General features: G+C 59.4%; 27 protein-coding genes. 10 read left to right on the forward strand and 17 right to left on the reverse strand.

The window, feature by feature from the left end; genetic code table 11:
• Positions 1 to 139: 139 nt before the first annotated feature.
• Positions 140 to 1,465, forward strand: a complete 1,326-nt coding sequence (locus tag ACMDB8_RS12750) for a sigma-54 dependent transcriptional regulator (protein WP_056724627.1) — start codon at positions 140 to 142, stop codon at positions 1,463 to 1,465.
• Positions 1,466 to 1,519: 54 nt separating this feature from the next.
• Here ACMDB8_RS12750 and ACMDB8_RS12755 read toward each other — a convergent pair whose 3' ends face one another.
• The 8 genes from ACMDB8_RS12755 to pnuC form a co-directional block, all read right to left on the reverse strand.
• Positions 1,520 to 2,809 carry a hypothetical protein gene (locus tag ACMDB8_RS12755; protein ID WP_056724629.1) on the reverse strand — a complete coding sequence of 430 codons (1,290 nt, stop codon included), beginning with the start codon at positions 2,807 to 2,809 and terminating at the stop codon, positions 1,520 to 1,522.
• Positions 2,810 to 2,855: 46 nt separating this feature from the next.
• A complete protein-coding gene (locus ACMDB8_RS12760; protein WP_082562958.1) occupies positions 2,856 to 3,617 on the reverse strand; it encodes a hypothetical protein in 762 nt (253 codons plus the stop codon).
• Positions 3,618 to 3,643: 26 nt separating this feature from the next.
• On the reverse strand, positions 3,644 to 4,324 hold the full coding sequence (locus ACMDB8_RS12765; protein ID WP_056724633.1) for a C39 family peptidase: 681 nt from the start codon (positions 4,322 to 4,324) through the stop codon (positions 3,644 to 3,646).
• A 61-nt stretch (positions 4,325 to 4,385) separates the two neighbouring features.
• Entirely contained in the window at positions 4,386 to 5,237 is an 852-nt protein-coding gene (locus ACMDB8_RS12770; protein ID WP_056724635.1) for a hypothetical protein, read from the reverse strand.
• Positions 5,238 to 5,301: 64 nt separating this feature from the next.
• Positions 5,302 to 5,880: a hypothetical protein gene (locus ACMDB8_RS12775; RefSeq protein WP_056724638.1), complete on the reverse strand. Its 579-nt coding sequence runs from the start codon at positions 5,878 to 5,880 to the stop codon at positions 5,302 to 5,304.
• Position 5,881: 1 nt separating this feature from the next.
• The gene (locus ACMDB8_RS12780) at positions 5,882 to 6,319 is read right to left on the reverse strand and encodes a hypothetical protein (protein ID WP_056724639.1); all 438 of its coding nucleotides are present in this window, start codon (positions 6,317 to 6,319) and stop codon (positions 5,882 to 5,884) included.
• 354 nt (positions 6,320 to 6,673) lie between these two features.
• The gene (locus tag ACMDB8_RS12785; protein WP_056724641.1) at positions 6,674 to 7,198 is read right to left on the reverse strand and encodes an AAA family ATPase; all 525 of its coding nucleotides are present in this window, start codon (positions 7,196 to 7,198) and stop codon (positions 6,674 to 6,676) included.
• The gene (pnuC, locus tag ACMDB8_RS12790) at positions 7,195 to 7,758 is read right to left on the reverse strand and encodes a nicotinamide riboside transporter PnuC (RefSeq protein ID WP_056724643.1); all 564 of its coding nucleotides are present in this window, start codon (positions 7,756 to 7,758) and stop codon (positions 7,195 to 7,197) included. The genes ACMDB8_RS12785 and pnuC overlap by 4 nt, the downstream gene beginning before the upstream one ends.
• A 296-nt stretch (positions 7,759 to 8,054) precedes the next feature.
• Between pnuC and ACMDB8_RS12795 the strand changes: the two genes are divergently transcribed.
• Positions 8,055 to 8,885, forward strand: a complete 831-nt coding sequence (locus ACMDB8_RS12795; protein ID WP_056724645.1) for an undecaprenyl-diphosphate phosphatase — start codon at positions 8,055 to 8,057, stop codon at positions 8,883 to 8,885.
• Positions 8,882 to 9,310, forward strand: a complete 429-nt coding sequence (locus ACMDB8_RS12800; protein ID WP_056724647.1) for a DUF1294 domain-containing protein — start codon at positions 8,882 to 8,884, stop codon at positions 9,308 to 9,310. Before ACMDB8_RS12795 ends, ACMDB8_RS12800 begins: the two co-directional genes overlap by 4 nt.
• Positions 9,311 to 9,321: 11 nt before the next feature.
• Here the strand turns inward: ACMDB8_RS12800 and ACMDB8_RS12805 are convergent, their stop codons facing one another.
• Positions 9,322 to 9,681 carry an MmcQ/YjbR family DNA-binding protein gene (locus ACMDB8_RS12805; RefSeq protein ID WP_056724649.1) on the reverse strand — a complete coding sequence of 120 codons (360 nt, stop codon included), beginning with the start codon at positions 9,679 to 9,681 and terminating at the stop codon, positions 9,322 to 9,324.
• Positions 9,678 to 10,586 (reverse strand): LysR substrate-binding domain-containing protein, encoded by a 909-nt coding sequence (locus tag ACMDB8_RS12810; protein ID WP_056724651.1) that lies wholly within the window; start codon positions 10,584 to 10,586, stop codon positions 9,678 to 9,680. The genes ACMDB8_RS12805 and ACMDB8_RS12810 overlap by 4 nt, the downstream gene beginning before the upstream one ends.
• Before the next feature lie 131 nt (positions 10,587 to 10,717).
• On the opposite strand from ACMDB8_RS12810, the gene ACMDB8_RS12815 reads away from it, so the two are divergent.
• Together ACMDB8_RS12815 and ACMDB8_RS12820 are read left to right on the forward strand one after the other, a co-directional pair.
• Positions 10,718 to 11,329, forward strand: a complete 612-nt coding sequence (locus ACMDB8_RS12815; RefSeq protein ID WP_056724653.1) for an FMN-dependent NADH-azoreductase — start codon at positions 10,718 to 10,720, stop codon at positions 11,327 to 11,329.
• A gap of 167 nt (positions 11,330 to 11,496) precedes the next feature.
• Positions 11,497 to 12,534: an alpha/beta hydrolase family protein gene (locus ACMDB8_RS12820; protein ID WP_056724655.1), complete on the forward strand. Its 1,038-nt coding sequence runs from the start codon at positions 11,497 to 11,499 to the stop codon at positions 12,532 to 12,534.
• A gap of 84 nt (positions 12,535 to 12,618) precedes the next feature.
• Here ACMDB8_RS12820 and ACMDB8_RS12825 read toward each other — a convergent pair whose 3' ends face one another.
• Positions 12,619 to 13,806 carry an MFS transporter gene (locus ACMDB8_RS12825; RefSeq protein WP_409079044.1) on the reverse strand — a complete coding sequence of 396 codons (1,188 nt, stop codon included), beginning with the start codon at positions 13,804 to 13,806 and terminating at the stop codon, positions 12,619 to 12,621.
• A 280-nt stretch (positions 13,807 to 14,086) separates the two neighbouring features.
• Entirely contained in the window at positions 14,087 to 15,673 is a 1,587-nt protein-coding gene (locus ACMDB8_RS12830; RefSeq protein WP_056724659.1) for an ABC-F family ATPase, read from the reverse strand.
• 489 nt (positions 15,674 to 16,162) lie between these two features.
• On the opposite strand from ACMDB8_RS12830, the gene lpxO reads away from it, so the two are divergent.
• Positions 16,163 to 17,062, forward strand: a complete 900-nt coding sequence (gene lpxO / locus ACMDB8_RS12835; RefSeq protein ID WP_056724661.1) for a lipid A hydroxylase LpxO — start codon at positions 16,163 to 16,165, stop codon at positions 17,060 to 17,062.
• A gap of 64 nt (positions 17,063 to 17,126) precedes the next feature.
• Here lpxO and ACMDB8_RS12840 read toward each other — a convergent pair whose 3' ends face one another.
• Positions 17,127 to 17,987: a Ku protein gene (locus ACMDB8_RS12840; RefSeq protein WP_409079043.1), complete on the reverse strand. Its 861-nt coding sequence runs from the start codon at positions 17,985 to 17,987 to the stop codon at positions 17,127 to 17,129.
• 193 nt (positions 17,988 to 18,180) lie between these two features.
• On the opposite strand from ACMDB8_RS12840, the gene ACMDB8_RS12845 reads away from it, so the two are divergent.
• The 3 genes from ACMDB8_RS12845 (at position 18,181) to ilvA (ending at position 20,977) form a co-directional block, all read left to right on the forward strand.
• Positions 18,181 to 18,528, forward strand: a complete 348-nt coding sequence (locus ACMDB8_RS12845; RefSeq protein ID WP_056724664.1) for a hypothetical protein — start codon at positions 18,181 to 18,183, stop codon at positions 18,526 to 18,528.
• A 67-nt stretch (positions 18,529 to 18,595) separates the two neighbouring features.
• Positions 18,596 to 19,756: a PQQ-dependent sugar dehydrogenase gene (locus ACMDB8_RS12850; RefSeq protein WP_409079042.1), complete on the forward strand. Its 1,161-nt coding sequence runs from the start codon at positions 18,596 to 18,598 to the stop codon at positions 19,754 to 19,756.
• A gap of 204 nt (positions 19,757 to 19,960) precedes the next feature.
• Positions 19,961 to 20,977 (forward strand): threonine ammonia-lyase, biosynthetic, encoded by a 1,017-nt coding sequence (ilvA, locus tag ACMDB8_RS12855; RefSeq protein ID WP_082562959.1) that lies wholly within the window; start codon positions 19,961 to 19,963, stop codon positions 20,975 to 20,977.
• 174 nt (positions 20,978 to 21,151) lie between these two features.
• On the opposite strand, the gene eco is transcribed toward ilvA, so the two are convergent.
• Complete coding sequence (gene eco, locus ACMDB8_RS12860) at positions 21,152 to 21,634, reverse strand: serine protease inhibitor ecotin (RefSeq protein ID WP_409079041.1); 483 nt, start codon at positions 21,632 to 21,634, stop codon at positions 21,152 to 21,154.
• Between the two features lie 279 nt (positions 21,635 to 21,913).
• Between eco and ACMDB8_RS12865 the strand changes: the two genes are divergently transcribed.
• A complete protein-coding gene (locus tag ACMDB8_RS12865) occupies positions 21,914 to 22,180 on the forward strand; it encodes a DUF1652 domain-containing protein (protein WP_056724670.1) in 267 nt (88 codons plus the stop codon).
• On the opposite strand, the gene ACMDB8_RS12870 is transcribed toward ACMDB8_RS12865, so the two are convergent.
• From ACMDB8_RS12870 to ACMDB8_RS12880, 3 genes are all read right to left on the reverse strand, one after another.
• Positions 22,177 to 22,572 (reverse strand): hypothetical protein, encoded by a 396-nt coding sequence (locus tag ACMDB8_RS12870; RefSeq protein WP_056724672.1) that lies wholly within the window; start codon positions 22,570 to 22,572, stop codon positions 22,177 to 22,179. The genes ACMDB8_RS12865 and ACMDB8_RS12870 overlap by 4 nt on opposite strands.
• A gap of 95 nt (positions 22,573 to 22,667) precedes the next feature.
• Positions 22,668 to 22,934 (reverse strand): DUF2790 domain-containing protein, encoded by a 267-nt coding sequence (locus tag ACMDB8_RS12875; protein ID WP_409079040.1) that lies wholly within the window; start codon positions 22,932 to 22,934, stop codon positions 22,668 to 22,670.
• Positions 22,935 to 23,224: 290 nt separating this feature from the next.
• Positions 23,225 to 24,169: a carbohydrate kinase family protein gene (locus ACMDB8_RS12880; protein WP_409079039.1), complete on the reverse strand. Its 945-nt coding sequence runs from the start codon at positions 24,167 to 24,169 to the stop codon at positions 23,225 to 23,227.
• Between the last annotated feature and the right edge of the window lie 6 nt (positions 24,170 to 24,175).

The raw sequence follows: 24,175 nt of genomic DNA on the forward strand, positions 1-24,175 counted from the left end.
CGCAACTTATAACCGGTTTTATGACCCTCCTATAGTCAAACAGTACAAGGCCCTGTCAAATTCTTGCTAATGTTACAGTCAGGTCTGCCAAATGACTGTTTTTAATAAATTTTCGCAAATTTGGCGCCAAGGAACAGTCATGAGCGACGCGCCTGCCTTACGACGTTTGCTAGTGGTGGACCCCTGTGACGATTGCTATCGCCTGATCCCTGGGTTGCGCGATATCGGTTGGGACGTTGACAGCTGCACGCTGGAGAACGCCGCTGACCGAACCTGCGACGTGGGCTTGCTGCGCTTGCAGCCTTTTCACCTTGAGCACCCGGAGGCTGTCAAGGCGTTGATCAGCCGCAGCGGTACCGAGTGGATAGCCGTACTCAACCAGGAAGTACTGCGACTGCAAAATGTCGGCGACTTCGTCTGTGAGTGGTTTTTTGACTTTCATACCTTGCCGTTCGATGTGTCCCGGGTTCAGGTAACGCTGGGCCGGGCGTTTGGCATGGCGCGGTTGCGTGGGCAGGGTACGGTCCATGTTGACCAGCCCGAGCACGAATTGCTGGGCGACAGCAAACCTGTCCGTGAACTGCGAAAACTGTTGAGCAAACTGGCTCCGACCGAATCTCCGGTGTTGATTCGCGGTGAAAGCGGCACTGGCAAGGAACTGGTCGCACGAACCCTGCATCGTCTGTCCCAACGTCACAGCAAACCCTTTATCGCGATCAATTGTGGGGCGATCCCCGAACACTTGATCCAGTCCGAGCTGTTTGGCCATGAAAAAGGCGCATTTACCGGCGCGCACCAACGCAAGGTCGGACGGATAGAAGCCGCCAACGGTGGCACTCTGTTTCTCGACGAGATCGGTGACCTGCCGCTGGAGTTGCAGGCCAACCTGTTGCGGTTCCTCCAGGAAAAACATATCGAGCGGGTCGGCGGCAGTCAGCCGATTCCTGTGGATGTGCGGGTTCTGGCGGCGACGAACGTCGACCTTGAAGCCGCCATCGAGAAAAAACGCTTTCGCGAAGACTTGTATTACCGCTTGAACGTACTGCAAGTGGCGACTGTTCCGCTGCGCGAGCGCCATGGCGACCTGGCGGTGCTGGCCAACCACTTTTCCCATTTCTACAGCCATGAAACCGGGCGCCGCCCACGCAGTTTCAGCGACGACGCGTTGATTGCCATGGGCAAGCACGACTGGCCAGGCAATGTTCGCGAACTGGCCAACCGCGTCCGTCGCGGCCTGGTGTTGGCCGAAGGCCGCCAGATTGAGGCCCGAGATCTGGGATTGATCAGTCAGCATGCAATCGCCGCACCGATGGGTACCCTCGAAGAATACAAGTCCCGGGCCGAACGCCAGGCGTTGTGCGATGTATTGAATCGCCACAGCGATAATCTGAGTGTCGCGGCCAAAGTACTGGGTGTGTCGCGTCCGACCTTCTACCGGTTGTTGCACAAGCACCAGATTCGCTGAATCCCGGTGGGAAACCCAAAACCCGTTGCAATTGCAGCGGTTTTTTTGTTTGGGTCAGAAGTAGTAAGGGAGTTTCAGGCTGAACTGGAAGTCCGGGGCATCGTCCGTCATGCCGATGGACAGGTTGGGCACGATGGTCAGGTTGTCGGTGGCCGCAATGGTCATGCCGATGTTGAAGTAACCGGCGTTGGCATCGCTGGAGACCACCGACTGCCAATCCCCGCCATCTTCCTTGAGCTTGCTTTTGCGTTGCACCAGGTCAGAGACCGAGAACGACATGCTCATCTTTTCGTTCAAGGCGAACGCAATACCGGCGCCAATCTGGAAGCTGTCGCCAATGCGAACTTTGCCCGGTGTCTTGAGCGCCGGGTTGGAGCTGATGTCGTCGAAAGACTCTTCCAGGTTGTAGGTGTAGGACAGGCTGCCGAACAACACTGCCGGATCGAACGTCTTGACCAGCGAGATCCCTGGCGTGATCGACCAGACGCCATTACCGGTAGGCAAGGATTCAGGCACGGCCAGGTTTGAGTTATCGGCCACCCGAACCAGCTTGATGCCGAACGGGTCTTTGCCGGTAGGCGCCTTGACGCGCAAGGTCATCACGGCATCCGGGGTGTTGGCCGATTCGTCGAGGAATTTGTAGGCGATACCGAAGTTGACATCACCTATGGTCGGGTCTTGCTTGACGGTATCTTCGGTCGTGACGTTTGCGGAGCCGCTATTGCCGCCACCGGACTGATACGTGGACTCACGGTAGACCACCGGCACGTTCAGGTCGAACTGCCAGCGATTGTTGAAGTTGTAACGGCCGGTGAGGTCAAGCGTCCAGGTGTCGGCCTTGATCCGGTCCAGGTTGATGGCGCCCAGGAAGATCGAGTCCAGGGCGAGAAAACCGTTGAGGACCAGTTGGCGGGTATCGTATCGGGAGTAGGTTATCCCCGTTTCGACGCTGAACTTGCCACCGCCGAAGAACCCGCTGGCTTCGTCATACAGGTTCGAAACACTTTGTGCCGGTTGTGAGTCATTGGCCAGCGATTGTCCATAAGAGCTGCCGCTGCCCCCGGCGACGCCCCCCGAGGCGGTGCCGACTCCTGGATTGCCCTTGAGGTCCGCTGGGGACTTGGCCAGGCGTTTGGGTGGGGGCGAAGCGGGCTGCTCTTCGACCTGGCGGACCCGTTGTTCGAGAACCGCCAGGGCTTTTTGCTGTACTTCGTATCGTTGCTTCAACTCCAGGAGCTCTTGTTTAAGAGCCTCCAGTTCCGGGTCAGGTGCTGCCTGCAACATCGCCGCCGGGAGTAGAGCACTCAAGCATGCAACTGCTAGCAGTGATACTGATCGGTACATGGAATAAGCCGTCCATTTGTGCCTAATGGTCCAGACTCAGCGTAGTTCAATAGCCCATGGTCCGTAATGCAGCGAGTTGATTGAGGTTGCAGTCCAGTGCACCCGCACTCGGGCCATTATTGTTAAGCACTACGTTGAGCTGGGTCATGTTGTCGACCATATTGCTGCTGCCCAGTAACCGGGTGTTTTGCAGCAACCCGCCTTGGGCGACTTGTTGCACGCTTGTACCCTGATTGTTGTTGGCGGTAATGGCCATCTGAACGCCACCACTGGTCGCGGATACCACGACACTGCCTGCGGCATTGCTGCCGGTGATGGTTTGACCGGCTATCAGCGCCTGGCCCTGGCTCGGCACCAGTGCAGGGGCCGTGCTGGCCTCCTTGACGTTGATGGCGATGTTGTTGTTTGAGCTGTTGCCATCGCCTGCTGCCCTTGTGACCTGGGTAATGCCCCGGGAAGTACTCAGCGCAGCGCCCCCCGTCACGTGGCCGCTACCCGATTTGGGCGAACCGCCATGACCGGATTGCTTGATGGTTGAAACATAGAACTGGGGTTTGACCGTTGCGGCTTGAAGCTGCATCGAGGTGGAGGCTCCGATCAGGTCACCACTGGCATTGCGCCAGGTACTGCTCATGACGACACCGAAGCTGATGACCCGCCCCGGCATCACATACCGGCCACGCAACTCGGCCAGTTCCTGGTCCTTGATTTCGATGGGTCTGAACTCATCAGCAAAACCTGAAGTGTTCGCTGCCAGACAGGCTGCGACCACCCAATACGAGGTTTTCATTTGCTGCTCCCGGAGCATCCTGCTCCCTATCATCTTATTGGCGATTAAAAGAAGTCGCTCTGTATGAAACCAAAATCCATCAATTCGGCATCTTTGACCGGGTTGAAGTTATCCATCTTGTTCTTGGCTGTCAGCGGTTCCGGTGGGCTGCGTAAGGCATTGGTCTTGTCGTAACCAGGGCCGACGATGGCGAAGATAATGCCATTCCAGCCTTTGACAAAGTCATCATGGGAGTAGCGTTTGTGACCGAGTACCGGGTCGCCGATATAGACCCAGCTCTTGTCCGCCCGCTGCAACACCACGAAGTGCTTGTAGCCGCGAATTTCCATCAACACCACCACTGGAATCGTCACGGCTTCGAGTCTTTCCGGCGGGATCCTGTAGCCCCGGGCGCGCATGCCGATGCGTTCTATGTAGCGCTTCATGTCCAGCATGGAAAAACCCTGGGTACGCACAAGGTCCTGGTCTGCGGTGACCAGCATGCCTTTGATGATGTGCTCCTCATCGACGTCGAGCCAATAGGCCTGGCGCAGTATCGTTGCCAGCGCGGCGGCGCCGCAGCTGAAATCGGTTTTCTGTTCGACGATGTCGCTGAACTTGCGCTCGCGCAAACTCTGTACGTGCTTGTACACCAGCACGCCACCCGGCAGGGCGGCAACCGGCATCTGTGCAGCCTGGGTCAGGCCAGACAGGCAGAGCAGGGCGAAAAGGACAGTCTTACGCATGATCGATACGCCTTGGGACTGTGGGAAAGCCCCGTCGCCGGGGCTTTCATTGCAATCGCGATTACAGACAGGACTTGCAGCCCGCGGAGATGGACAGCGAGTTGTTTTGCTGGTTGCCCACGCCAGACGATACGTTCGCTCCGCCGTTGCCGGAGAAGTTGTTCATCGAGCCCGTTATCGAAGCGTTGTTGGTTACCGGGGGTTTCCAACCCTCAGGCGTCATCACTTGTTGAGTGGTTACGCCCGCCAGACCGAATACACCCACGGCTACGAAATCAGTCGTGTTGCCGTTGTTGGTGACGTTCAGCCCGGACGTGCTTTGGTTGGCCGCCGCCGCCGCTTGCGCTACACGACCGCCCGCAACGGCAATCGCCAGGTTGTTTTTCTGTTGGTTGAAGTCGCCGGTGGTCACGTTGATGCCGATGTTGCCGGAACCGCTGTTACCTGCGTTGTTGAGCGTTGTGTTGTTGGTGTTGGAGTGGTTCCTGGCGGCGTTGCCGGCGCTCTTCTGAGTCGCACTGGAGACGGCGACCGCGGTGCCGAAGATGAAGCTTTCGTCAGCCGTGGCAAGGGCGGCGGCGTTGTCTTGCTGGTTGCCGTTACCGGCTGCAACGTTGGCGCCCATGTTGCCGTTGGAGTTGTTCAGGGAGTTATCGATTTTGGCGTCGTTCCTGGTGTCCCGGTTCAATACGCTGCTGTCACTGCTTTCCTGCGAGTCCATCACGACGGCCCCGGCGCCTGCTGTAATCTGCAGAATCTGTTCCAGCGTCGGGCCTTTGGGCTGGTGGTTGTTGCCATGCGCATTGCTCTGGCCGTTGCCTTGATCATCATCAAGACCGCCTGCTTGTGCTGCGAATGCCATCACTGCCGCCAGAGCGAAAGCCAGAGGTTTGAGAGCAGTTGTCGGGTTCATGGTGTTTCTCCGTGCTCATTAGTTGGTCAAGTGTTGGTTCGTCCTTAATCGCACTGTATCGGGGTCAGTCAGCGACCCGGATGCTCAAGGTGTTAGCCATTCGGTTCCCCACCCCGGCACTCTGGTTCACCTGGATCACTCCGCGGCTGCCGGTGAAGGCCTGGTCGCTTGTCACGACCTGGCGACTGCCGTTTGGGGCGCCAGTTGCTCCCGAGTTCGGTAACAACGCCACGTTCTGTTGAGAAAGGGCACTATCGTCGATGGCTTGCGGTGCAGCGCTGATGCTGATGCGCATGGCATTGGCCATCTGGTTGTTCGCCCCGGCACCCTGGTTGACACCCAGTACGCCGTTGCCATTACTGAAGGAGGGTCCGCCAATAGTGGCCGTCGCATCCATCGACGGATTGGCGGGCGTGGTGATTGTCTGCCGGACGCTGGTGGTTGCACCGGCATTCGTACCAATGGCGATCGCGCGGACGTTGGTTTGCTGCTGCTGATCGCCTGCCGCCTGGTTGACGTTGAAGTTGCCGCGGTATTGAGTAGCAGAATCCTGGAGGGTGGCGTTGTTCACCGAACTGACGCCCGGATCGGCCATCACGCCGGTGCAGCCGAACAGGGCAAGTAAAAGCAGGGACCGACTCATCTCATTGGCCTCCCGCCATTCTGCCCAGTGAGCCGAGGCCGCTGCTCATGGCGCGGTTGACGGTTCCGGAAATCGCGCTGCCACTGCCACCGCCGTGGCCGACAGACATGCCGGGCATACCATTGGGGTTGGTAACGGCGTTGAGGCCTTGCAGGCCACCCAGGCTTTGTCCGTTGCTGTGGCGAAGGGCTGTTCCGGTGGAGACCCCGGCAATGTCCGCGTCGCTGAGTTCGCCGGTGACGCGGGCCGATGGGTTGGCATTGAGGGTGTTGGGGTTCGGATCTCTGCCGCCGCTGCGACCGATAGGGGTTGGGTGAATGGTGCGGTCAAGCACGATGACGCCGTTGCCTTCGGCTAGAACGTCAAAACTGAAAAGCGTGCCTGCAGCGCTCGCGATCAGCAGCAGGCACGCCAAGACTCTTTTATCGAATATCCACACGACGTTCTTACCTTCTCATGCAGGCTGGCTCTGGTCGGCTTTATGAAGGTAAGAGCGAAAGCTGTGCCGGTTTTTGATTATCTCGTTGATTCAATGGCTTATGGATATTGTCCGGATAGCTTTTGCCAAGAATGTTTCAAAGGTGAGACGAAACCCTGCGCAGGTAGCCCTTAATTGCGGGTAAACCGTTCTAAAGCAAGGGTTTCAGGGGCGTTGTATCACCGGCTTGACAAATCCGATGATCAAACGACGAGGGACGCTGAAATGGGCGGTTTGAGGCAAGGAGAGTGTTTCAGGACCGGACACTTTCCCTCGGAGCAGGGGGGATGGTAGGGGAATTACCCCGGACGCCACTCAGGCGTCGAGCAATCGGGTCACGGCATGCAGTGCCAGGGATCGGCGTTCGGCCCAATCTCCGTGCAGTACTTGAACCGGTTGTGCGTGGCGCTCCAGCCAGGCCAGGGTCTGCTCGAAAAATGCCTGGCGCTCACTCAATCGGGGCTGGCAACGCTGGCCGTCATCCGTCCATTCGACGTGTTCCGGCGACAGCAGCAAGTGCAAGTCGTAATGCCGGGCCAATAGCGCTTGCTCGATCCAGGGGGGGCAGTCGCCAAACAGGGTTTGGCTCCAGAGGACATTGCTCAGCAGGTGCGTGTCGAGGATGAGCAAAGACGGTTGTTGCGCCCGTGCTTCGTCCTCCCACGCCAATTGACCGCGGGCGATGTCCGGAATGTCGGCCAAGGTGGTGTCCCGCGGATTCTGCTCGATGAACCAACGCACATACTCGTCGACCAGAACCCCGCCGAAACGCTGTTGCAATTCGGCCGCCAACCAGCTTTTACCGCTGGATTCCGGGCCTGTGAGTACCAGCACTTTCATGCGCGCAATGCCGGATCGGCGCGCCATTGGCGCCAGCCCTGCACGGCGATAACGGCGAACAGCCCGTACAGGGTGGCGGTCAGGTACAGGTCCTTATAGATGAACAGCCCGACGAAAATCACATCCAGGGCTATCCATAGCGGCCAGCACTGGACACGTTTTTGCGCCATCCAGACCTGCGCCACCAGGCTGAATCCGGTCAGCGCCGCATCGAGCCAGGGTTGTGCTGCGTCGGTCCAGTGGGCCATGGCTGCCCCCAGTAACAGGCTGCCGAGTGCGCCGATGGCCAGGCTCAACGCCACGGAGCGTGAGTTGAGCCAACTGACTTCGCGGCCATGGGTCGTTTCGCCAGCCCGCGTCCACTGCCACCAGCCGTAAAGCTGCAAGGCGGCATAGATGACTTGCAGCAGCATGTCCGAATACAGCTTCACCTCAAAAAAGATCCAGCTATAGAGCAGCACCATGACCAGACCGATGGGCCAGCACCAGGGGTTCTGTTTGACCGTCAGCCAGACGGCAATGACACCGAGGGCGGCGGCAAACAGTTCAAGCCCGGACATGGAGGCTCCTTGGGGAAATCGAAGAGGGGACCGATTGTAACCGGATTGGCGTCGGGAATCCCGTGGCGCACGGGTGTACTTCATTGGTGCGCGATAACGCGGCAGCGCCAAGCGGACTTGTCTGATAGGATTTCGGCCCCGCGCGGGTAAACCCTGATCAGGATTGTTTTTTCACAGGATTTTGACGGTGCTGTGGTGATCCTTGACAGGCGGGGCTTCAGCTACGCTGATCGCAATTCAAGCTTTGGAAAAATACTAACGGGGCATGCCGGCGCGCATAGCCTTTTGGGGGATTGATGGATCTTTGGACCGCCTTTCAGGCATTGATTCTTGGGGTTGTAGAAGGGCTGACCGAGTTTTTGCCCATTTCCAGTACCGGCCACCAGATCATCGTGGCCGACATGCTCGGCTTCGGGGGCGAGCGGGCGATGGCGTTCAACATCATTATCCAGCTGGGTGCCATCCTGGCTGTAGTATGGGAGTTTCGACGCAAGATCTTCGACGTGGTCATCGGCCTGCCGACCCAGCCGGGCGCCCGGCGGTTTACCGCGAACCTGTTGATCGCGTTCTTGCCGGCCGTGGTGTTGGGCGTGATCTTCGCTGACCTGATCCACGAATACCTGTTCAATCCGATCACCGTGGCAGCGGCGCTGGTCGTGGGCGGGTTCATCATGTTGTGGGCCGAGCGCCGCCAGCATGAAGTCCACGCCGAAACGGTGGATGACATTACCTGGAAAGACGCCCTGAAAGTCGGCTTCGCCCAATGCCTGGCGATGATTCCGGGTACTTCGCGTTCGGGCTCGACGATCATCGGCGGGTTACTGTTCGGCCTGTCGCGCAAGACCGCTACCGAGTTCTCGTTCTTCCTGGCGATGCCGACCATGGTCGGCGCAGCGGTGTACTCGGGCTATAAATACCGTCACCTGTTTGTCCCGTCTGATTTCCCGGTGTTCGCGATCGGTTTCGTCACGGCGTTCGTCTTCGCGATGATCGCGGTCCGCGGGCTGCTCAAGTTCATCGCCAACCATAGCTATGCGGCGTTTGCCTGGTATCGCATTGTGTTCGGCCTGATCATCCTGGCGACCTGGCAGTTCGGCTGGGTCGACTGGAGCGCGGTCAAGCCGTGAGTGACTCAAGCTCGCGCAATAACCCCGGGCGCCAGCCCGGGGGACATATCCGTCATCCACGGCTGAAGTGGCTGGTGTTTGCAATCCTGTGCGCATTGCCGCTGTCGGGTTCGGTGTCGTCATGGCTGCACGGGGTGTCGCTGATTCCCCTGGCGGCCTACGGCATCGTCAGCGTCGTGACGTTTTTCCTGTACTGGAGCGACAAGCGCAAGGCCCGCGCCGAGCAATGGCGTACGCCGGAGAATGTCCTGCATGCGCTGGAACTCGCCGGAGGCTGGCCCGGTGCCTTGCTGGCCCAGCAAGCGTTCCGGCACAAAACCCGCAAAGTCTCGTACCAGTTGGTGCTCTGGATCATCGTGCTCATGCACCAGGTGTTCTGGATCGACCACCTGTTCCTCGGCGCACACCTGTTCGCCTTGTTCTGATCAACAACGCCTTATAGCAACAGGCTGACTTGAGTGCGCTTTGGCAGCCTGCTGACCACCAATTGGTGGGAACGCTGTAGCAGTCCCTGTAGTTCTTCGCTGCCGAGCGGGTAGGGCGTTTCCATGATGATCCACTGGGCGCGCGCCAGATAAGGCGCCGGATGAATCCCCGGGCGGTCGCAATGACCGAGAAACAGATCCTTATCGACCTTGAAGGCCAGGGAGTCACCCCGCAGGCCCTGCAAGGCGAACATCTTGTTCCCGGCAATCGAAAACACCCGCACGCCGCCCCATTTATAGTCTTCGCGCGCTCCGGGCAGGCTAAGGCAGAATTTCGCGACATCCTCTTCGCTCATCCGTGCGGTTTTCATAACAATCGTTCCCCACAGGCATTGAATGACTCAACCAGATGGTCAATCCAGGCGCGTACCGCCGGCATGACTCCGCGTCGATGAGGATAGACCGCTTGCAGCCAGCCACCGGGCAACGACCAGTCGGGCAACAACTGCACCAGCGAACCGTTTGCCAGTTCCTGCTCGCAATACATCATGGGCAGCATGGTGAAGCCCAGGCCGGAGAGGGTGCTGGCCTTGCGCACGATAAAGTCATCGATGCCCAGCCGGGCCTCGAGCGCCAGTTCACAACTTTTGCCTTTTTGATCCAGCAGGCGGATGTGCACCAGGCGGTCGGCTTCCAGGGCACCGAGCACCGGCAGGCTTTTCAGATCTTCGGGATGGTTGATCTCACGGCCAAGCAGGAAGCCGGGACTGGCGACCATCAGCATCTGCGCCTGACGCAGGCGGCGAGTGACCAGCAGCGGGTCTTCGTCTCCCAGTTCCCGCACACGCAGGGCTACGTCGATGCCTTCGTTCACCAGGTCGACCCGGCGGTTGAGCAACATCACCTCCAGCTGGACTTGCGGAAACCGTTCCAGAAAGTCGCTGATCACCCCCGGCAATATTTCGTGGGCCAGCCCGACGGGGCAGGACACCCGCAAGCGTCCGCGGGGCTCGCTGGACATGCTGGCCACGGCTTCGTCGGCCATTTCCGCCTCCAGCAGCATCGCCTGGCAGTGCCTGAGGTAACGTTCACCGACGGCCGTCAGCTTCAGTTGTCGGGTGGTGCGTTGCAGTAATCGTGCGCCAAGACGTTCTTCCAGTTCGGCGATGCGCCGTGACAATCGGGACTTGGGGATGCCCAGCAAACGCCCGGCTGCGGCGAATCCCCCGGCTTCCACGACTTTGGCAAAGTAATACAGGTCGTTGAGGTCTTGCATGATGTGAATCCGATTGTTCTATCTGTGGGACGAACTATCGCATTGTTAGCGTCTAATCAGCTATTGGTTTCGTGTGTAGGATTAGTCCCATCAGATCGCCCTTGTGGGCGATCCTCACTTGGAGATCCCACATGAAATTGCTGCATATCGATTCGAGCATCCTGGGCGACAACTCGGCTTCCCGTCAGTTGAGCGGCGAAGTCGTCAAGGCCTGGCAAGCCGCCGAGCCAACCGCCGTGGTGACCTACCGTGACCTGGCCGCCGACGCCATCAGCCATTTCTCCGCCACCACCCTGGTCGCCGCCGGCACCACCGCTGAACTGCGCAACGCGGCACAACAGCACGAAGCCGAACTGAGCGCCTCGACCCTGGCCGAATTCCTGGCTGCCGATGCCGTGGTGATTGCCGCACCGATGTACAACTTCACCATCCCGACTCAACTCAAAGCCTGGATCGACCGCATCGCCGTTGCCGGCCAGACCTTCCGTTACACCGAAGCCGGCCCTGAAGGCCTGTGCGGCGGCAAGAAAGTCGTGATCGTCTCGACTTCCGGTGGCATGCACGCCGGCCAGGCGACCGGTGTTGCCCACGAAGAGTATTTGAAGGTGCTGTTCGGTTTCATCGGCATCACCGATATCGAAATCGTGCGTGCCGAAGGACTGTCTTACGGTGACGACGTACGCAACAAGGCCATGAGCGCTGCCCACGCACAAATCAGCGAGCAATTGTTCGCCGCAGCGTAAGGCTTGCGTAAAAGTAGGCAGCCGTTCAGGTAAAGCCCCAAAAACTCTGTATTCTGGTTACGCAAGTACCAGTTGCGGAGTTTTTTGTTTCTGGTCGTTTCAGGCTGTGGCCCGACTTATGCAGTCCAGGGTGTACGTCTCAAGTCCGGTAACAAGGTGGGGCATCCATGATGCGTCTTTGTGCAGCTTTACTGATTTGCCTGCTAAGCAGCCTGAATACAGTGCACGCCGCACCAGCACCGCATCCTCACTGGAGCGTCGGCTTCCATGAGATGACTTTTCTCGACCCGCTGGACCTGCAGCCGATGCGGGCCATCGCCTTCTATCCTTCCAGTGATCGGGAGCACACCAGCAAGCTTGAGGGTTACACCGTCGAAGCCGGGGAGGACACCAAGGTCGCCATCGGCCGGTTCCCGATGCTGATGCTGTCCCACGGCAACACCGGTACTCCCCTGGCCCTGCACGACCTTGCCACGTCGCTGGCGCGCAAAGGCTTTGTCGTGGTGGCGGTGATTCACCCCGGTGACAACTCCAGGGATCACAGCCGACTCGGTACTTTGAGTAACCTGTATGGCCGGCCGATCCAGATCTCCGAAGCCATTACCGCGACCTTGGGCGACCCTATGCTGTCGCCGTTCGTCAATGCCAACCAGGTAGGGGTCATCGGTTACTCGGCCGGTGGTGAGACTGCATTGATCCTGTCCGGCGCGACCCCGGACCTGGATCGTCTGCGCCGATACTGCCAGGAGCGCCCGGACGACCGCGATGCGTGCAACACCCAGGGCGAATTGATTGTCGACCGCGACGACCTGCAACCGGTGGCTGATCCTCGCGTCCACGCCTTGATGCTGATGGCGCCGTTGAGCCTGAAGTTCGGCCGCCACACCCTGGCCGATGTGCATGTGCCGGTGCTGCTCTACAGCGGCGATGGCGACAAGTTGGTGGCTGTCGACAAGAACGCCGCGGCACTGGCGCGTAAACTGCCGACCGCGCCGGACTTCAAACTGCTGGCCGGGGCAGGGCACTTCGTCTTCATGGCGCCATGCAATGACGAGCAGATCGTGATCATGCCCGCGCTGTGCACCGATGCCGATGGCGTCGACCGGCAAGACATTCACCGCAATCTGATCGCTGAAGCCGGAAGCTTTTTCTCGCGCACCCTGGGCAGAGCAACCCGGGCCGGGATGCAGACCGCCGATCAATAGATCCCTTTGTAGGAGCTGCCGAAGGCTGCGATCTTTTGATTTTAAGATCAAAAGATCGCAGCCTTCGGCAGCTCCTACAGGGATTCAAGCCATGGCGCGGTGTTTCAACAGCAGGGTCAGCCCCAGCCCCGTCACCGACAACAACGCCGCACTGAAGAAAATCCACGCATAACCCAGGTTCAACGCCACTGCGCCCATCAACGGGCCGGCGATGGCCAGCGCCAGGTCGAAAAACACAGCATAAGCACTCAGGCCTGCGCCCCGGCTGGAGTTGGGGACCTGTTTGATGGCCTCGACACCCAGCGCCGGATACACCAGGGACAGGCCAAATCCGGTCAGGCCGGCACCAATTAGCGCGTAACCGGTCGACGGTGCCAGCCACAGCAGCACCAGGCCAACGGTCTCAATGCACATGCAGGCAATGGCCGAGGTGAACCCGCCGAAACGGCTGATGGCGGAAATGAACAGCAGTCGCGACAGAATGAAACACGCGCCAAACACCGTCAGGCAGTAGGCCGCGCCGGACCAACCGCGATTGACGTAGTACAAGGTGATAAAGGTCGTCAGGGTGCCATAGCCAATGGACGCCAGGCTCAGGCTCGCGCCAAACGGCGCAATGCGTCCGAACACCGCCCAAAACGGCAAGCGTTCACCGCGCACCACCGGCACCGAGGGCTTGTTGCGAATCAACAGCAGTGCAGCCAGGGCCAGCAACGACAGGGCAATGCCCAGGCTGGCGAAACCCAGTTGTTGCACCATGACCACGCCCAGCGGCGCGCCAATGGCAATCGCCCCATAGGATGCGATGCCGTTCCAGGAAATCGACCGCGCAGTATGCTCGGCGCCCACCTGGCCCATGCACCAACTGATGGTGCCGACGCCGATCAACCCTTGGGCGATCCCCAGCAACAGGCGCCCGGCGATCAGGATCAGCAGGCTGAGCAAGGGAAAACCTTGCAACAGGGTCGACAGCCAGGTCAGCACGCCGCTGAGCACAATCCCGCACAAGCCATAGATGATTGCGCGCTTGGTACCAACGCTGTCGGACATCCGCCCGGCCATGGGGCGGCTGAGCAGGGTGGCGAGGTATTGCGAGCCGATCGTCAACCCGGCCACGATGGCGCTGAACCCGAGTTGTTCATGGACATAACCCGGCAAAACGGCAATCGGCAATCCGATGCAGAGGAAGGCAATGAAGGTATAGAAGACGATAGAGACGATCTGCAGGGTGATCGCCATGGAGCTTTGCGCAGGCACTTGCGGCACAGACATGAGGGCTCGTTCGCGGGCGGCGGTGGGAGACCTGCATCATGGCGCGGTGTCGGGATAAATGAAAGCAGGCTAACTACTTTTGCCGTGGCATTATCACTGTTCCTCATGGCCTCTTCGCGAGCAAGCCCGCTCCCACAGGGGAACGCATTCCAAATGTGGGAGCGGGCTTGCTCGCGAAGGATTCTCCACCCAGAAAATCCCACCCATGAAACGCAAAAAGCCCCGTCACATGGACGGGGCTTTTCACTTGAGGCTTGCAGCTAAAGGCTTGTAGCTACCTTTAGAACACCACACCCTGGCTGCGCAGGTAGTCGTCGTAGGTGCCGCTGAAGTCGGTCACGCCGTTAGGGCTCAACTCGATGATGCGGGTGGCCAGGGACGATACGAACTCACGGTCGTGGCTGACGAAGATCAGCGTGCCCGGGTAGTTTTCCAGCGCCAGGTTCAGCGCTTCGATCGATTCCATGTCCAGGTGGTTGGTCGGTTCGTCCATCACCAGTACGTTCGGCTTTTGCAGGATCAGCTTGCCGAACAGCATGCGGCCTTGCTCACCACCGGAGATGACCTTGACCGACTTGAGGATTTCGTCGTTGGAGAACAGCATGCGGCCCAAAGTGCCGCGAATGATCTGCTCGCCCTGAGTCCACTGGCCCATCCAGTCGAACAGGCTGACGTCGTCTTCGAAGTCATGGGCGTGGTCCTGGGCGTAGTAGCCCAGTTCCGCGCTTTCAGTCCACTTCACGGAACCGGCGTCCGGGGTCAGTTCGCCCATCAGGGTGCGCAGCAGGGTGGTCTTGCCGATACCGTTCGGGCCGATGATCGCCACGCGCTCGCCGGCTTCGACGGTGAAGCTGAAGTTCTTGAACAGGGTCTTGCCGTCGAAGCCCTTGGACATCTGCTCGATGGTCACGGCCTGGCGGTGCAGCTTCTTGGTCTGTTCGAAGCGGATGAACGGGCTCACGCGGCTCGATGGCTTGACTTCGGCCAGCTGGATCTTGTCGATCTGCTTGGCGCGGGAAGTGGCCTGCTTGGCTTTCGAGGCGTTGGCCGAGAAGCGGCTGACGAAGGTTTGCAGTTCGGAGATCTGGGCTTTCTTCTTGGCGTTGTCCGACAGCAGTTGCTCGCGGGACTGGGTCGCCGCCGTCATGTACTCGTCGTAGTTGCCCGGGAACAGGCGCAGCTCGCCGTAGTCCAGGTCAGCCATGTGGGTGCAGACGCTGTTGAGGAAGTGACGGTCGTGGGAAATGATGATCATGGTGCTGTTACGCGCCTTGAGGATCGTTTCCAGCCAGCGAATGGTGTTGATGTCCAGGTGGTTGGTCGGTTCGTCGAGCAACAGAACTTCAGGATCGGAGAACAGTGCCTGGGCCAGCAATACCCGCAGTTTCCAGCCTGGAGCCACTTCGGACATCGGGCCGAAATGCTGTTCCAGGGGGATACCCAGGCCCAGCAGCAGTTCACCGGCGCGGGATTCAGCGGTGTAGCCGTCCATCTCTGCGAATTCGGTTTCCAGCTCGGCCACGGCCATGCCGTCCGCTTCGCTCATTTCCGGCAGCGAATAGATGCGGTCGCGCTCGGCCTTGACCTTCCACAGCTCTTCGTGACCCATGATCACGGTGTCGATCACGGTGAATTCTTCGTAGGCGAACTGGTCCTGGCGCAATTTACCCAGGCGCACGTTCGGCTCCAGCATGACCTGGCCGCCGGACGGCTCGAGGTCATTGCCGAGAATCTTCATGAAGGTCGACTTGCCGCAACCGTTGGCGCCGATCAGACCGTAACGGTTGCCACCGTTGAATTTGACCGAGACGTTTTCGAAGAGCGGCTTGGCGCCGAACTGCATCGTGATGTTAGCTGTAGAAATCAAAGGTTTTTCCTGCGAAGCATTCAGAGTAGCTAGGGGTGCGGCAGTACCGGTTCAGTACCCGTTCCACTGTCCGGACCCGGGGACATTCATCCCGATCGGCAGTGGAAGATCCATCTGGCATCAAGTGGACAGCAGCATGTGGCGCGCCTGGCCCGAGTCAATGTGCGCTGAAAGGGGGATTTTCCCGCTCTCAACCTGGGGGCGCGTAAAGTTTGGCGGCGATTGTACTGGTCTGGCTCTTTAAACGATAGGGCGATGAGGCCTATGCAACGCTTTGACGGTTTTTGCGGACACATTTTCACAGTTACAGGTTAACTATTGGTTACAAACTGTGGCTAAAATGCCATCTAACAGCTGAACGGTGACCAATCGGCGTAGCTGGATGGCGCCAAGGGGCCGCTGTTTCGTATTCAACCGCTGCACAAGACCCGGGGACCGGCATGCCGGTAAAGGGCGCAGTTTGTATACTTCCGACCTGTGACGATTTCCGTGAAACTGATCATTGCCGTTATTTACATTGTCTCTATTGCGTACGTCCACCTGCGTGGCCGAGTGCGCCACAAGCTGGGCCGCCAGTTGAGTGATCACTCGACGTTCCTGGCGCCGATCAACTGCTTTCTTTATCTGTTCTCGAAAATCCCCAACAAGCCGTATCTCGATCCGGCTGATTTTCCCGACCTGAGCCCCTTGCAGGCACATTGGGAAGAAATTCGCGTCGAAGGCCAGAACTTGCTTCACGCCGGCGAGATCAAGCGTTCGAACCAATACGATGACGTCGGTTTCAACTCGTTTTTCAAGACTGGCTGGAAGCGCTTTTATCTCAAGTGGTATGGCGATAGCCACCCGTCGGCCATGAAGCTCTGCCCGCGCACCACCGAACTGGTGCAGGGCATCGGCTCGATCAAGGCGGCGATGTTCGCCGAGTTGCCACCGGGCTCCAGACTGGTGCGCCACCGCGACCCGTATGCCGGTTCGTACCGTTATCATCTCGGGCTGGACACACCCAACGCCGAAGGTTGCTACATCAATGTCGATGGCCAGAACTACCATTGGCGTGATGGCGAAGCGGTGATGTTCGATGAGACCTACATTCATTACGCAGAGAACACCACGCCACACAATCGCATCATCCTGTTCTGCGACGTCGAACGGCCCATGAAGTATCGGTGGGCGGCGGCTTTCAATCGCTGGTTCAGCCGTAATGTCATGTCGGCGGCAGGTGCACCGAACGAGGACGGAGACCACACCGGCGGGCTCAACCGGCTGTTCAGCAAGGTCTACAAGGTGCGCCTGCGCGCCAAGGAACTGAAAAAGCGCAACCGCAAGCTTTACTACCTGCAGAAGTGGTCGATCTTTGCCGGGTTGCTGGCGGTCTTCATTCTTATCTGATTTTCGGTGTGGCGTATCTGGGCTTCGCGAGCCTGCTCGCGAAGAAGCCGGGACATCCAGCGGATCACTTACTGACTTTCTTCCTGGCAACCGGTTTGCTGCCCGGCTTCGGCCTGGCCGCTGCTTTACCGGCACCTTTGCTGCCGAGGCTGCGCTTGAGCAGTTCGGTCAGGTCAATGACATCCGCCGTTTTGCGCTCCTCTTCACCAGAAGCGGTTTCGACGTCTTCGATCTTGCCTTCACGGGCCTTTTTGTCCACCAGGGCCATGATCTTGTCCTCAAAGCCGTCCCGATAGTCATCCGGCGTCCACTCGGCACTCATGTCCTCCACCAGGCGCCTGGCCATGTCCCGTTCGCCCTTGGCCAGTTCGGGGCTGGTCACTTCGCTGCCCAGCGCCAGTTCATCGAGACTTCGCACCTCGGCCGGCCAGCGCAGCATCACCAGGGCCAGCGCCGACTCCAAAGGCATCAGCGCGGCCAGGTGCTGGCGGGTATGCAAGACCACGCGGGCGAGGGCAACCTTGCCGGTTTTGGTCAGGGTTTCGCGCAGCAGTGCATAGACTTTGCCGCCGCGCTTGTCGGGGGCCAGGTAGTAAGGCGTGTCGATGTTCTGCAAGGGAATCTGCTTGCCGTCGACAAAGGAAAAAATGTCGATGGTCTGGGTCGAGAGTGGGTGAGCGGAACGGATCTCCTCTTCACTGAGCAGCACGTACCGGCCCTTTTCGTATTGCACGCCCTTGACGATGTGCTCCCTGGTGACCTCCTTGCCCGTGACTTTGTTGACCCGCTTGTAGCCCACCGGGTCCATGCTGCGGCTGTCGAGCCAGTCGAAATCGACGCCTCGGGAGGACGTTGCCGAGACCAGCGCCACGGGGATGTGCACCAGTCCGAAGCTGATTGCGCCTTTCCAGATTGCCCGTGCCATGGTCGTCTACTCGCAGGTGATGTTCAGGTGACCTGCGGTCCTGGGCAAAAGTTTCTGTGGGCTGCGCGCCGGCTCCCTGGCGGGATCAACCGGGGTGCAACCTCTTGCCGGGGAGTTTTTGGTTAACAAATCCGAACCTCGGGCGTAGCGTGGTATCGAAGTCCTTATCCACGCGGACGCAGAGAGGCACCCCATGAACCGATACGTGTCTGGCGCCATTGCACTGGCCTTGAGTGGCATATTGGGCCCCTTGGTCCAGGCCGACGACCCTGCTTCGTTGCAGTTGGCCCAGAACCTGCCGGGCAGCACCAGCAACAATCCTTACAACAGCCCGATCCGGCGGGCCAATCCCAACAGTATGCAAGGCACTCAACCCAGCGCCCCGGCCATTCGCGGACCCAATACCGTGCCGGTCCCGCGCCCGCCGACGCTGGACAACGGTGGCATCGGTAATCGCTATCCCGACCGGACAGCGCCCGCCAGCCCACCGAAATTCATTCCCAATCCACCCCCACGAGACACCGGCACCAGCAACCGTTGAGTGGCAGGCGTGACGTCTACCCGCTACTTTTCACCAAGTCTCATTTCCATCAGAAAAGGAATCCTGCATGTTGCGTAAAAACCTGTTGGCAACCCTCTGTGCCAGCGTACTGATTAGCGCCGGCCCTGTGCTTTCCGCGCCGGCCCAGACGATGAAAAGCGAAGACGGCACCCTTGAGGTCACCCCCGTCGTGACGGGGCTGGAGCACCCCTGGGCCCTGGCATTCCTGCCGGATAGCAAAGGCATGCTGGTGACCGAAAGGCCCGGCAATCTGCGACTGGTGACCGCCGAAGGCAAGTTGTCCGCACCGCTCAATGGCGTACCCACGGTCTGGGCCAAAGGGCAGGGTGGATTGCTCGACGTGGCACTGTCACCCGACTTCAAGCAGGACCGGATGGTCTATCTGTCCTATGCCGAAGGTGGCGGCCAGGGCGGCAAGGCCGGCACGGCGGTGGGCCGTGGCCGGCTCTCCGACGATATGACGGCACTCAAGGATTTCCAGGTGATCCTGCGTCAGGAGCCCAAGCTCTCGGTCGGCAACCATTTTGGCTCGCGGCTGGTGTTTGATCGCGACGGCTATCTGTTCGTGACACTGGGGGAAAACAACGACCGCCCGACCGCCCAGGACCTCGACAAGCTGCAAGGCAAAGTGGTGCGCATCTACCCGGATGGCACGGTGCCCAAGGACAACCCCTTTGTCGGCCAGGCCAACGTACGGCCGGAGATCTGGTCCTACGGGCAGCGTAACCCGCAAGGCGCGGCGCTCAACCCGTGGAACGGCACGCTGTGGGAAAACGAACACGGCCCTCTGGGCGGTGATGAAGTCAACATCATCGAGCGCGGCAAGAATTACGGCTGGCCGCTGGCGACCCATGGCATCAATTACTCCGGTCAACCGATTCCCGAAGCCAAGGGTGAGACCGCTGAAGGTACCGTTGCCCCGAATCATGTCTGGGAAAAATCCCCGGGCCTGAGTGGCATGGCGTTCTACGATGCCGATCGTTTCAAGGCCTGGCAGCGCAACGTGTTTATCGGAGCGCTGATCAGCCAGGAACTGATCCGCCTGGAGTTCGATGGCGACAAGGTGATCCACGAGGAGCGCTTGCTCGGGGATTTTAAAAAACGCATCCGCGATGTGCGACAGGGGCCGGACGGCTATTTGTATGTTTTGACTGATGAGGAGAACGGTGGGTTGTATAAGGTGGGTTTGAAGTTGCTGGCTGACTAAGATATCTGAAAACTTGCCATTGACTTGCCATCAACCCCCGGCTAATTTCGAACCATGACTTCCACCGTATTGCGCTGCCAGCCAAGCATTATTACCGCCATTCCTCATTTGGCGGGCTAGCTCACGACTGCAGCACCCAACCCGCCCTGGAGGCGGGTTTTTACTTTCTGTCTCCCGGGCCCCGAACAATGTCAGGAGACGACCATGAGTTTTACGACCGACCAGCAAAGCCTGCTTGGACACTACGTCAAAAAAATCCTTGCCGCGCCGGTGTATGAACTGGCCGTGCGCACGCCGTTGCAACCGGCACCTGCCTTGTCCGAAGCCTTGGGTAACCAGGTCCTGCTCAAGCGCGAAGACCTGCAACCGACCTTTTCCTTCAAAATCCGCGGCGCCTACAACAAGCTGGTGCACTTGAGCGAGGCGCAAAAGGCTCGTGGCGTGGTCACCGCTTCTGCTGGTAATCATGCCCAAGGCGTGGCCCTGGCCGCGCGGGAGTTGGGCATCAGCGCCACCATCGTCATGCCCTGCACGACGCCGCAACTGAAAGTCATCGGGGTGCGCAGTCGCGGCGCCGAGGCGGTGTTGCACGGCGAAAGCTTTCCGTTCGCACTGGCTTATGCGCTGGATTTGGCCGAGGAAACCGGTCGCACCTTTGTATCGCCCTTCGACGACCCGGAGGTGATCGCGGGGCAAGGCACGGTGGCCATGGAGATCCTGCGCCAGCATCAGGGGCCGCTTGATGCGATCTTCGTTCCGGTAGGTGGCGGCGGGCTGATCGCGGGTATCGCCGCTTACGTGAAGTACCTGCGGCCGGAAGTTCGCATCATTGGCGTCGAGTCGGAACATTCCGCGTGCCTGCAAGCGGCGATGCATGCCGGCGAACGGGCCGTGCTGCCAAGCGTAGGTACCTTCGCCGATGGGGTGGCGGTGGCGCAGATCGGCGCATACGGTTTTGAGGTTTGCCGGTTTTGCGTCGATGACGTGGTGACGGTCAGCAACGATGAGCTTTGCGCCGCGATCAAGAATATCTACGACGATACCCGCTCGATCACCGAACCTTCCGGTGCGCTCGCCGTCGCCGGGATCAAGAAATACGTCGCGCAAACCGGTGCCTTGGGGCAGACCCTGGTGGCGATCGACTCGGGTGCCAATATCAACTTCGACAGCCTGGGGCATGTGGCCGAGCGCGCCAAGAGGGGCTGCAGTATGCCGTCGTAATACTGAAGGATGAACACTGTACCTGTGGCGAGGGAGCTTGCTCCCGCTGGGGCGCGAAGCGACCCCAAAACTGGGACTGCTGCGCAGTCCAACGGAAGCAAGCTTCCTCGCCACAGGTTACTTATTGCACTTTCAATATCTCTTAAGCGAACAGCATTACACCGGATGGCCGGGTTATTCCTGAACGGCTTTCTCGACCTTGGTCGACGCCGACCAGATCCGATAGCGCACTTCGATGTCCTTGGGCACGTACAGCACGAGCGGCAGTTTGCTGTTGTAACGCAGCAGGAAGCCGTCACCGACCACCGGTACAAAACCCTGCTTGCTCGTGCCCGCCGGGCAGGCCATCAGCGTGCTCATCGGGCCAATGACTTTTTCCAGGCGATAGAACGGATAGCCCCAGCCCTCGAGGTTCTTCTCCTCGAGAATGCCACCCAGACGCGGGTTGTTGCAGTCGACGGTCATCGTCTTGCCGGCCAGGATCTCGACCTGGAAGTCGTTTTCCCGGGGCTGTGGCGCGAGGTGAATCACCTGGCGGGTAAACCCGCTTTCGGCCTTCGCAAAGGGTGCGGTGTCTTCGAGTTTGGCGGCATGCGCCACCCCGGCAAGCCCCAGTGCGAATAGCGCTGTGCAAGCGTTAACGGTCAAAGAATTCATGATGCCTCCTTGCTTGAAGTGAAGGGCGGCATTTTCACTGTCGTGCGCAGTGAATGCAAACCCGGGACATCCGGTGTGCAATATGCAGGGGCGCCAGGGTCTATAATTGTAAATTGCATGACAGGTTTTACAGGTAACTCGCCCGGACCCTTGAATTACCGATGAGCTGCACAACGAAGTTCAGGGTATGTTTTATGCTGTAGCTGTCCTTGAAGCTTGCCGGGATTTCAAATGAGCAAGCATCGGTTGTCAGGCAGTCTCACAAAGGAGGGAGTCGCCATGTTTCTTTCTGCCTTGGAAATTCGCAACATCATCGAAAGCAGTTTTCTGCCCAAGCGCTGCCAGTGCACGCTGTCACCGGATCTCTCGATGACCGTCAAGGTCTATGCAGACGGGCAAACCGATCAGCTCGATCTATTGGTCACCGGTATCGATGCCTCCGGGCTCAATGGTTGTCGGGAAATCAACGAGTTGATTGCCCAACTGCGTTCCAGGCAGCATCACGTCGAGGTCGAACCGCATTCCAGGCTGGGCAATGCACTCTAGCTTGCTGTTTCGGGTTCCACGGACACGCGCCGGGTCTGGAAGAACGCCAGGCCCAGCGCCAGTTCAAATCCGACCGCCAGTAGAATCCCCGGCCCGACATGGCCACTGAGCCATTCGGCAAAACCCAGCACGGCCAATCCCCAGCTGCCGACGACGAAGCCGAGGCTCAGGGCATTGCGGGTTGCGCAAGGGGGCGCGTTGCGAACCAGAAAAGAGAACACGCTCAACGCCCCAAACAGCACGGCGGTGCGTCGCGCGACCAATCCCACCGCGAATGAAAACTCGATGTCCCAGAACGACAACAACCATTGCGGTGTCAGGCCCCAGACCAGGCTCAGCAAAAGACATAAGGCTGCGGTAAACATCGACAGTGCGCGAAACGACAACTGCATGGCTAATCCTTGCGGGCAGAGAGAGGGGGGGGCGCTAAAGCATAGCGCCGCAACCCTCAAAGGAATACCGCCAAGTACCAAATCAGACCTTTCAGTCAGCCCTGGTTCTCGCAAGCGTCAGAAAGTTTACGGTAGGAAATTTCTGCGAGTTTCCCCGTGTCATCGATGTACTTCATTTCGGCCTTCACCACTTTGCACTCCAGGGTGTCCGGCTCGGTCAGTGAAATCACTTTGCTGACATGCAATGGCATGCCGTAGTGATAGGGCACGGCTTGGGAGGTTGTGGTGTCAGTGGCCTGAGCCAGGCCGGCAAACGCGGTGCAGCCGAGGGCGGCGGTAACCAGCAGGGTGCGAGTGTTCATCAGGGATCTCCGGTGCGGACGGAATGTCAGTTCGATATGTCGCTGGTCGAACTTGCCGCACTGGGCGTCAGAACAGTCTGAGGGCGTGCGGTCCAGTGAAGTGTTGGATCGCACGGTTAAGCGAGGGTTAACCCGGCTGAACGCCGCCTGTCGCGGGTGCGCGATCCTGTGTATCAGTTAAGACCATCGGGGGCCTGATGGAAAGGCATCGCGAACAAGGCTGGACACAAATGCTGTGAACGACCCGCAACCCTGTGGGAGCGAGCTTGCTCGCGATGAGGACGTCAGTGTCAGTGCAAATCCAACTGCTGCCGATAAGGCAAATCCGGCCCGGTCTTGCTGCACGTCAGCGCCGCAGCCTGCACCGCGAACTTCAGCATGCTGTCGATCTGTTCGCGGCCAAGTTGCTTCACGCCCTCTATCGAGTCCAGTTGCTGTTCGGTCAACCAGGTAATCAGCGCCGCCTGAAAGGTATCGCCCGCGCCCACGGTGTCGGCGATTTTTACCGCAGACGCAGGAGTCGACCACGAGCCGTGAGCCCGGCTGAACACGCTCGCACCTTCGCCACCCCGGGTCAGGAAGACCAGCTGGCAGCGATGCCGTAACCAGCCTTCGATCATCTGTGCCGGGTCCTGGCCGGGGTACAGCAGATGCAGGTCTTCGTCGCTGACCTTGATCAGGTCCGCCAGCTCCACCAGCGTCGCGATCCGGTTACGCCACAGGTTAATGTCCGGCTCCGGGTTCAGGCGCACGTTCGGGTCGAGACTGATCAGGCGCTTGCCGCTTTCCCGGCGCACCAATGCCAATAGCGTGTCGGCAATCGGCTGCACCACCAGGGAAAACGAGCCAATATGCAGGCCGCGTACTTCAGGCCCGAGCGCTGGCAGGTGCTCCGGTTGCAATTGTCGATCCGCGCAGCCTTCGCCACGGAAGCTGTACTGCGGCGAACCATTGGCCCCCACGGCGACCATCGCCAGGGTGGTCGGCGCGGCAAAATCCAGCAGGTAGTCCTGGCGCACGCCTTCATCTTGCAAGACTTGCAGCAGGCGCCGGCCCAGGTAGTCGGTGGACAACCCGGCCAACAGCGCCGCGTCCACGCCCAATCGGCGCAAGCCCACCGCCACATTGAACGGCGAGCCACCGGCAATGGCCTTGAAGTTCACTTTGGACGCCAGCCCACTGGCGTCGTTTTCACTGAAAAAATCGAACAGCGCTTCGCCACACACCAGGTACATAGTTTG

The sequence above is a fragment of the Pseudomonas monachiensis genome (genome assembly GCF_047345015.1).
Taxonomy (GTDB): Bacteria; Pseudomonadota; Gammaproteobacteria; order Pseudomonadales; family Pseudomonadaceae; genus Aquipseudomonas; species Aquipseudomonas monachiensis.

What these genes read in the sequence shown, in the direction of transcription:
- ACMDB8_RS12825 (WP_409079044.1), bottom strand. Translation starts at nt 13,806, where the DNA reads ATGTCTGTGCCGCAAGTGCCTGCGCAAAGCTCCATGGCGATCACCCTG.
- ACMDB8_RS12840 (WP_409079043.1), bottom strand. Translation starts at nt 17,987, where the DNA reads ATGGCACGGGCAATCTGGAAAGGCGCAATCAGCTTCGGACTGGTGCAC.
- ACMDB8_RS12750 (WP_056724627.1), top strand. Translation starts at nt 140, where the DNA reads ATGAGCGACGCGCCTGCCTTACGACGTTTGCTAGTGGTGGACCCCTGT.
- ACMDB8_RS12805 (WP_056724649.1), bottom strand. Translation starts at nt 9,681, where the DNA reads ATGAAAACCGCACGGATGAGCGAAGAGGATGTCGCGAAATTCTGCCTT.
- ACMDB8_RS12880 (WP_409079039.1), bottom strand. Translation starts at nt 24,169, where the DNA reads ATGTACCTGGTGTGTGGCGAAGCGCTGTTCGATTTTTTCAGTGAAAAC.
- ACMDB8_RS12815 (WP_056724653.1), top strand. Translation starts at nt 10,718, where the DNA reads ATGAAATTGCTGCATATCGATTCGAGCATCCTGGGCGACAACTCGGCT.
- ACMDB8_RS12820 (WP_056724655.1), top strand. Translation starts at nt 11,497, where the DNA reads ATGATGCGTCTTTGTGCAGCTTTACTGATTTGCCTGCTAAGCAGCCTG.
- ACMDB8_RS12870 (WP_056724672.1), bottom strand. Translation starts at nt 22,572, where the DNA reads ATGCAGTTGTCGTTTCGCGCACTGTCGATGTTTACCGCAGCCTTATGT.
- ACMDB8_RS12775 (WP_056724638.1), bottom strand. Translation starts at nt 5,880, where the DNA reads ATGAGTCGGTCCCTGCTTTTACTTGCCCTGTTCGGCTGCACCGGCGTG.
- ACMDB8_RS12785 (WP_056724641.1), bottom strand. Translation starts at nt 7,198, where the DNA reads ATGAAAGTGCTGGTACTCACAGGCCCGGAATCCAGCGGTAAAAGCTGG.
- eco (WP_409079041.1), bottom strand. Translation starts at nt 21,634, where the DNA reads ATGAATTCTTTGACCGTTAACGCTTGCACAGCGCTATTCGCACTGGGG.
- ACMDB8_RS12810 (WP_056724651.1), bottom strand. Translation starts at nt 10,586, where the DNA reads ATGCAAGACCTCAACGACCTGTATTACTTTGCCAAAGTCGTGGAAGCC.
- ilvA (WP_082562959.1), top strand. Translation starts at nt 19,961, where the DNA reads ATGAGTTTTACGACCGACCAGCAAAGCCTGCTTGGACACTACGTCAAA.
- ACMDB8_RS12875 (WP_409079040.1), bottom strand. Translation starts at nt 22,934, where the DNA reads ATGAACACTCGCACCCTGCTGGTTACCGCCGCCCTCGGCTGCACCGCG.
- ACMDB8_RS12850 (WP_409079042.1), top strand. Translation starts at nt 18,596, where the DNA reads ATGTTGCGTAAAAACCTGTTGGCAACCCTCTGTGCCAGCGTACTGATT.
- ACMDB8_RS12770 (WP_056724635.1), bottom strand. Translation starts at nt 5,237, where the DNA reads ATGAACCCGACAACTGCTCTCAAACCTCTGGCTTTCGCTCTGGCGGCA.
- ACMDB8_RS12845 (WP_056724664.1), top strand. Translation starts at nt 18,181, where the DNA reads ATGAACCGATACGTGTCTGGCGCCATTGCACTGGCCTTGAGTGGCATA.
- pnuC (WP_056724643.1), bottom strand. Translation starts at nt 7,758, where the DNA reads ATGTCCGGGCTTGAACTGTTTGCCGCCGCCCTCGGTGTCATTGCCGTC.
- ACMDB8_RS12795 (WP_056724645.1), top strand. Translation starts at nt 8,055, where the DNA reads ATGGATCTTTGGACCGCCTTTCAGGCATTGATTCTTGGGGTTGTAGAA.
- ACMDB8_RS12755 (WP_056724629.1), bottom strand. Translation starts at nt 2,809, where the DNA reads ATGTACCGATCAGTATCACTGCTAGCAGTTGCATGCTTGAGTGCTCTA.
- ACMDB8_RS12765 (WP_056724633.1), bottom strand. Translation starts at nt 4,324, where the DNA reads ATGCGTAAGACTGTCCTTTTCGCCCTGCTCTGCCTGTCTGGCCTGACC.
- ACMDB8_RS12865 (WP_056724670.1), top strand. Translation starts at nt 21,914, where the DNA reads ATGTTTCTTTCTGCCTTGGAAATTCGCAACATCATCGAAAGCAGTTTT.
- ACMDB8_RS12760 (WP_082562958.1), bottom strand. Translation starts at nt 3,617, where the DNA reads ATGCTCCGGGAGCAGCAAATGAAAACCTCGTATTGGGTGGTCGCAGCC.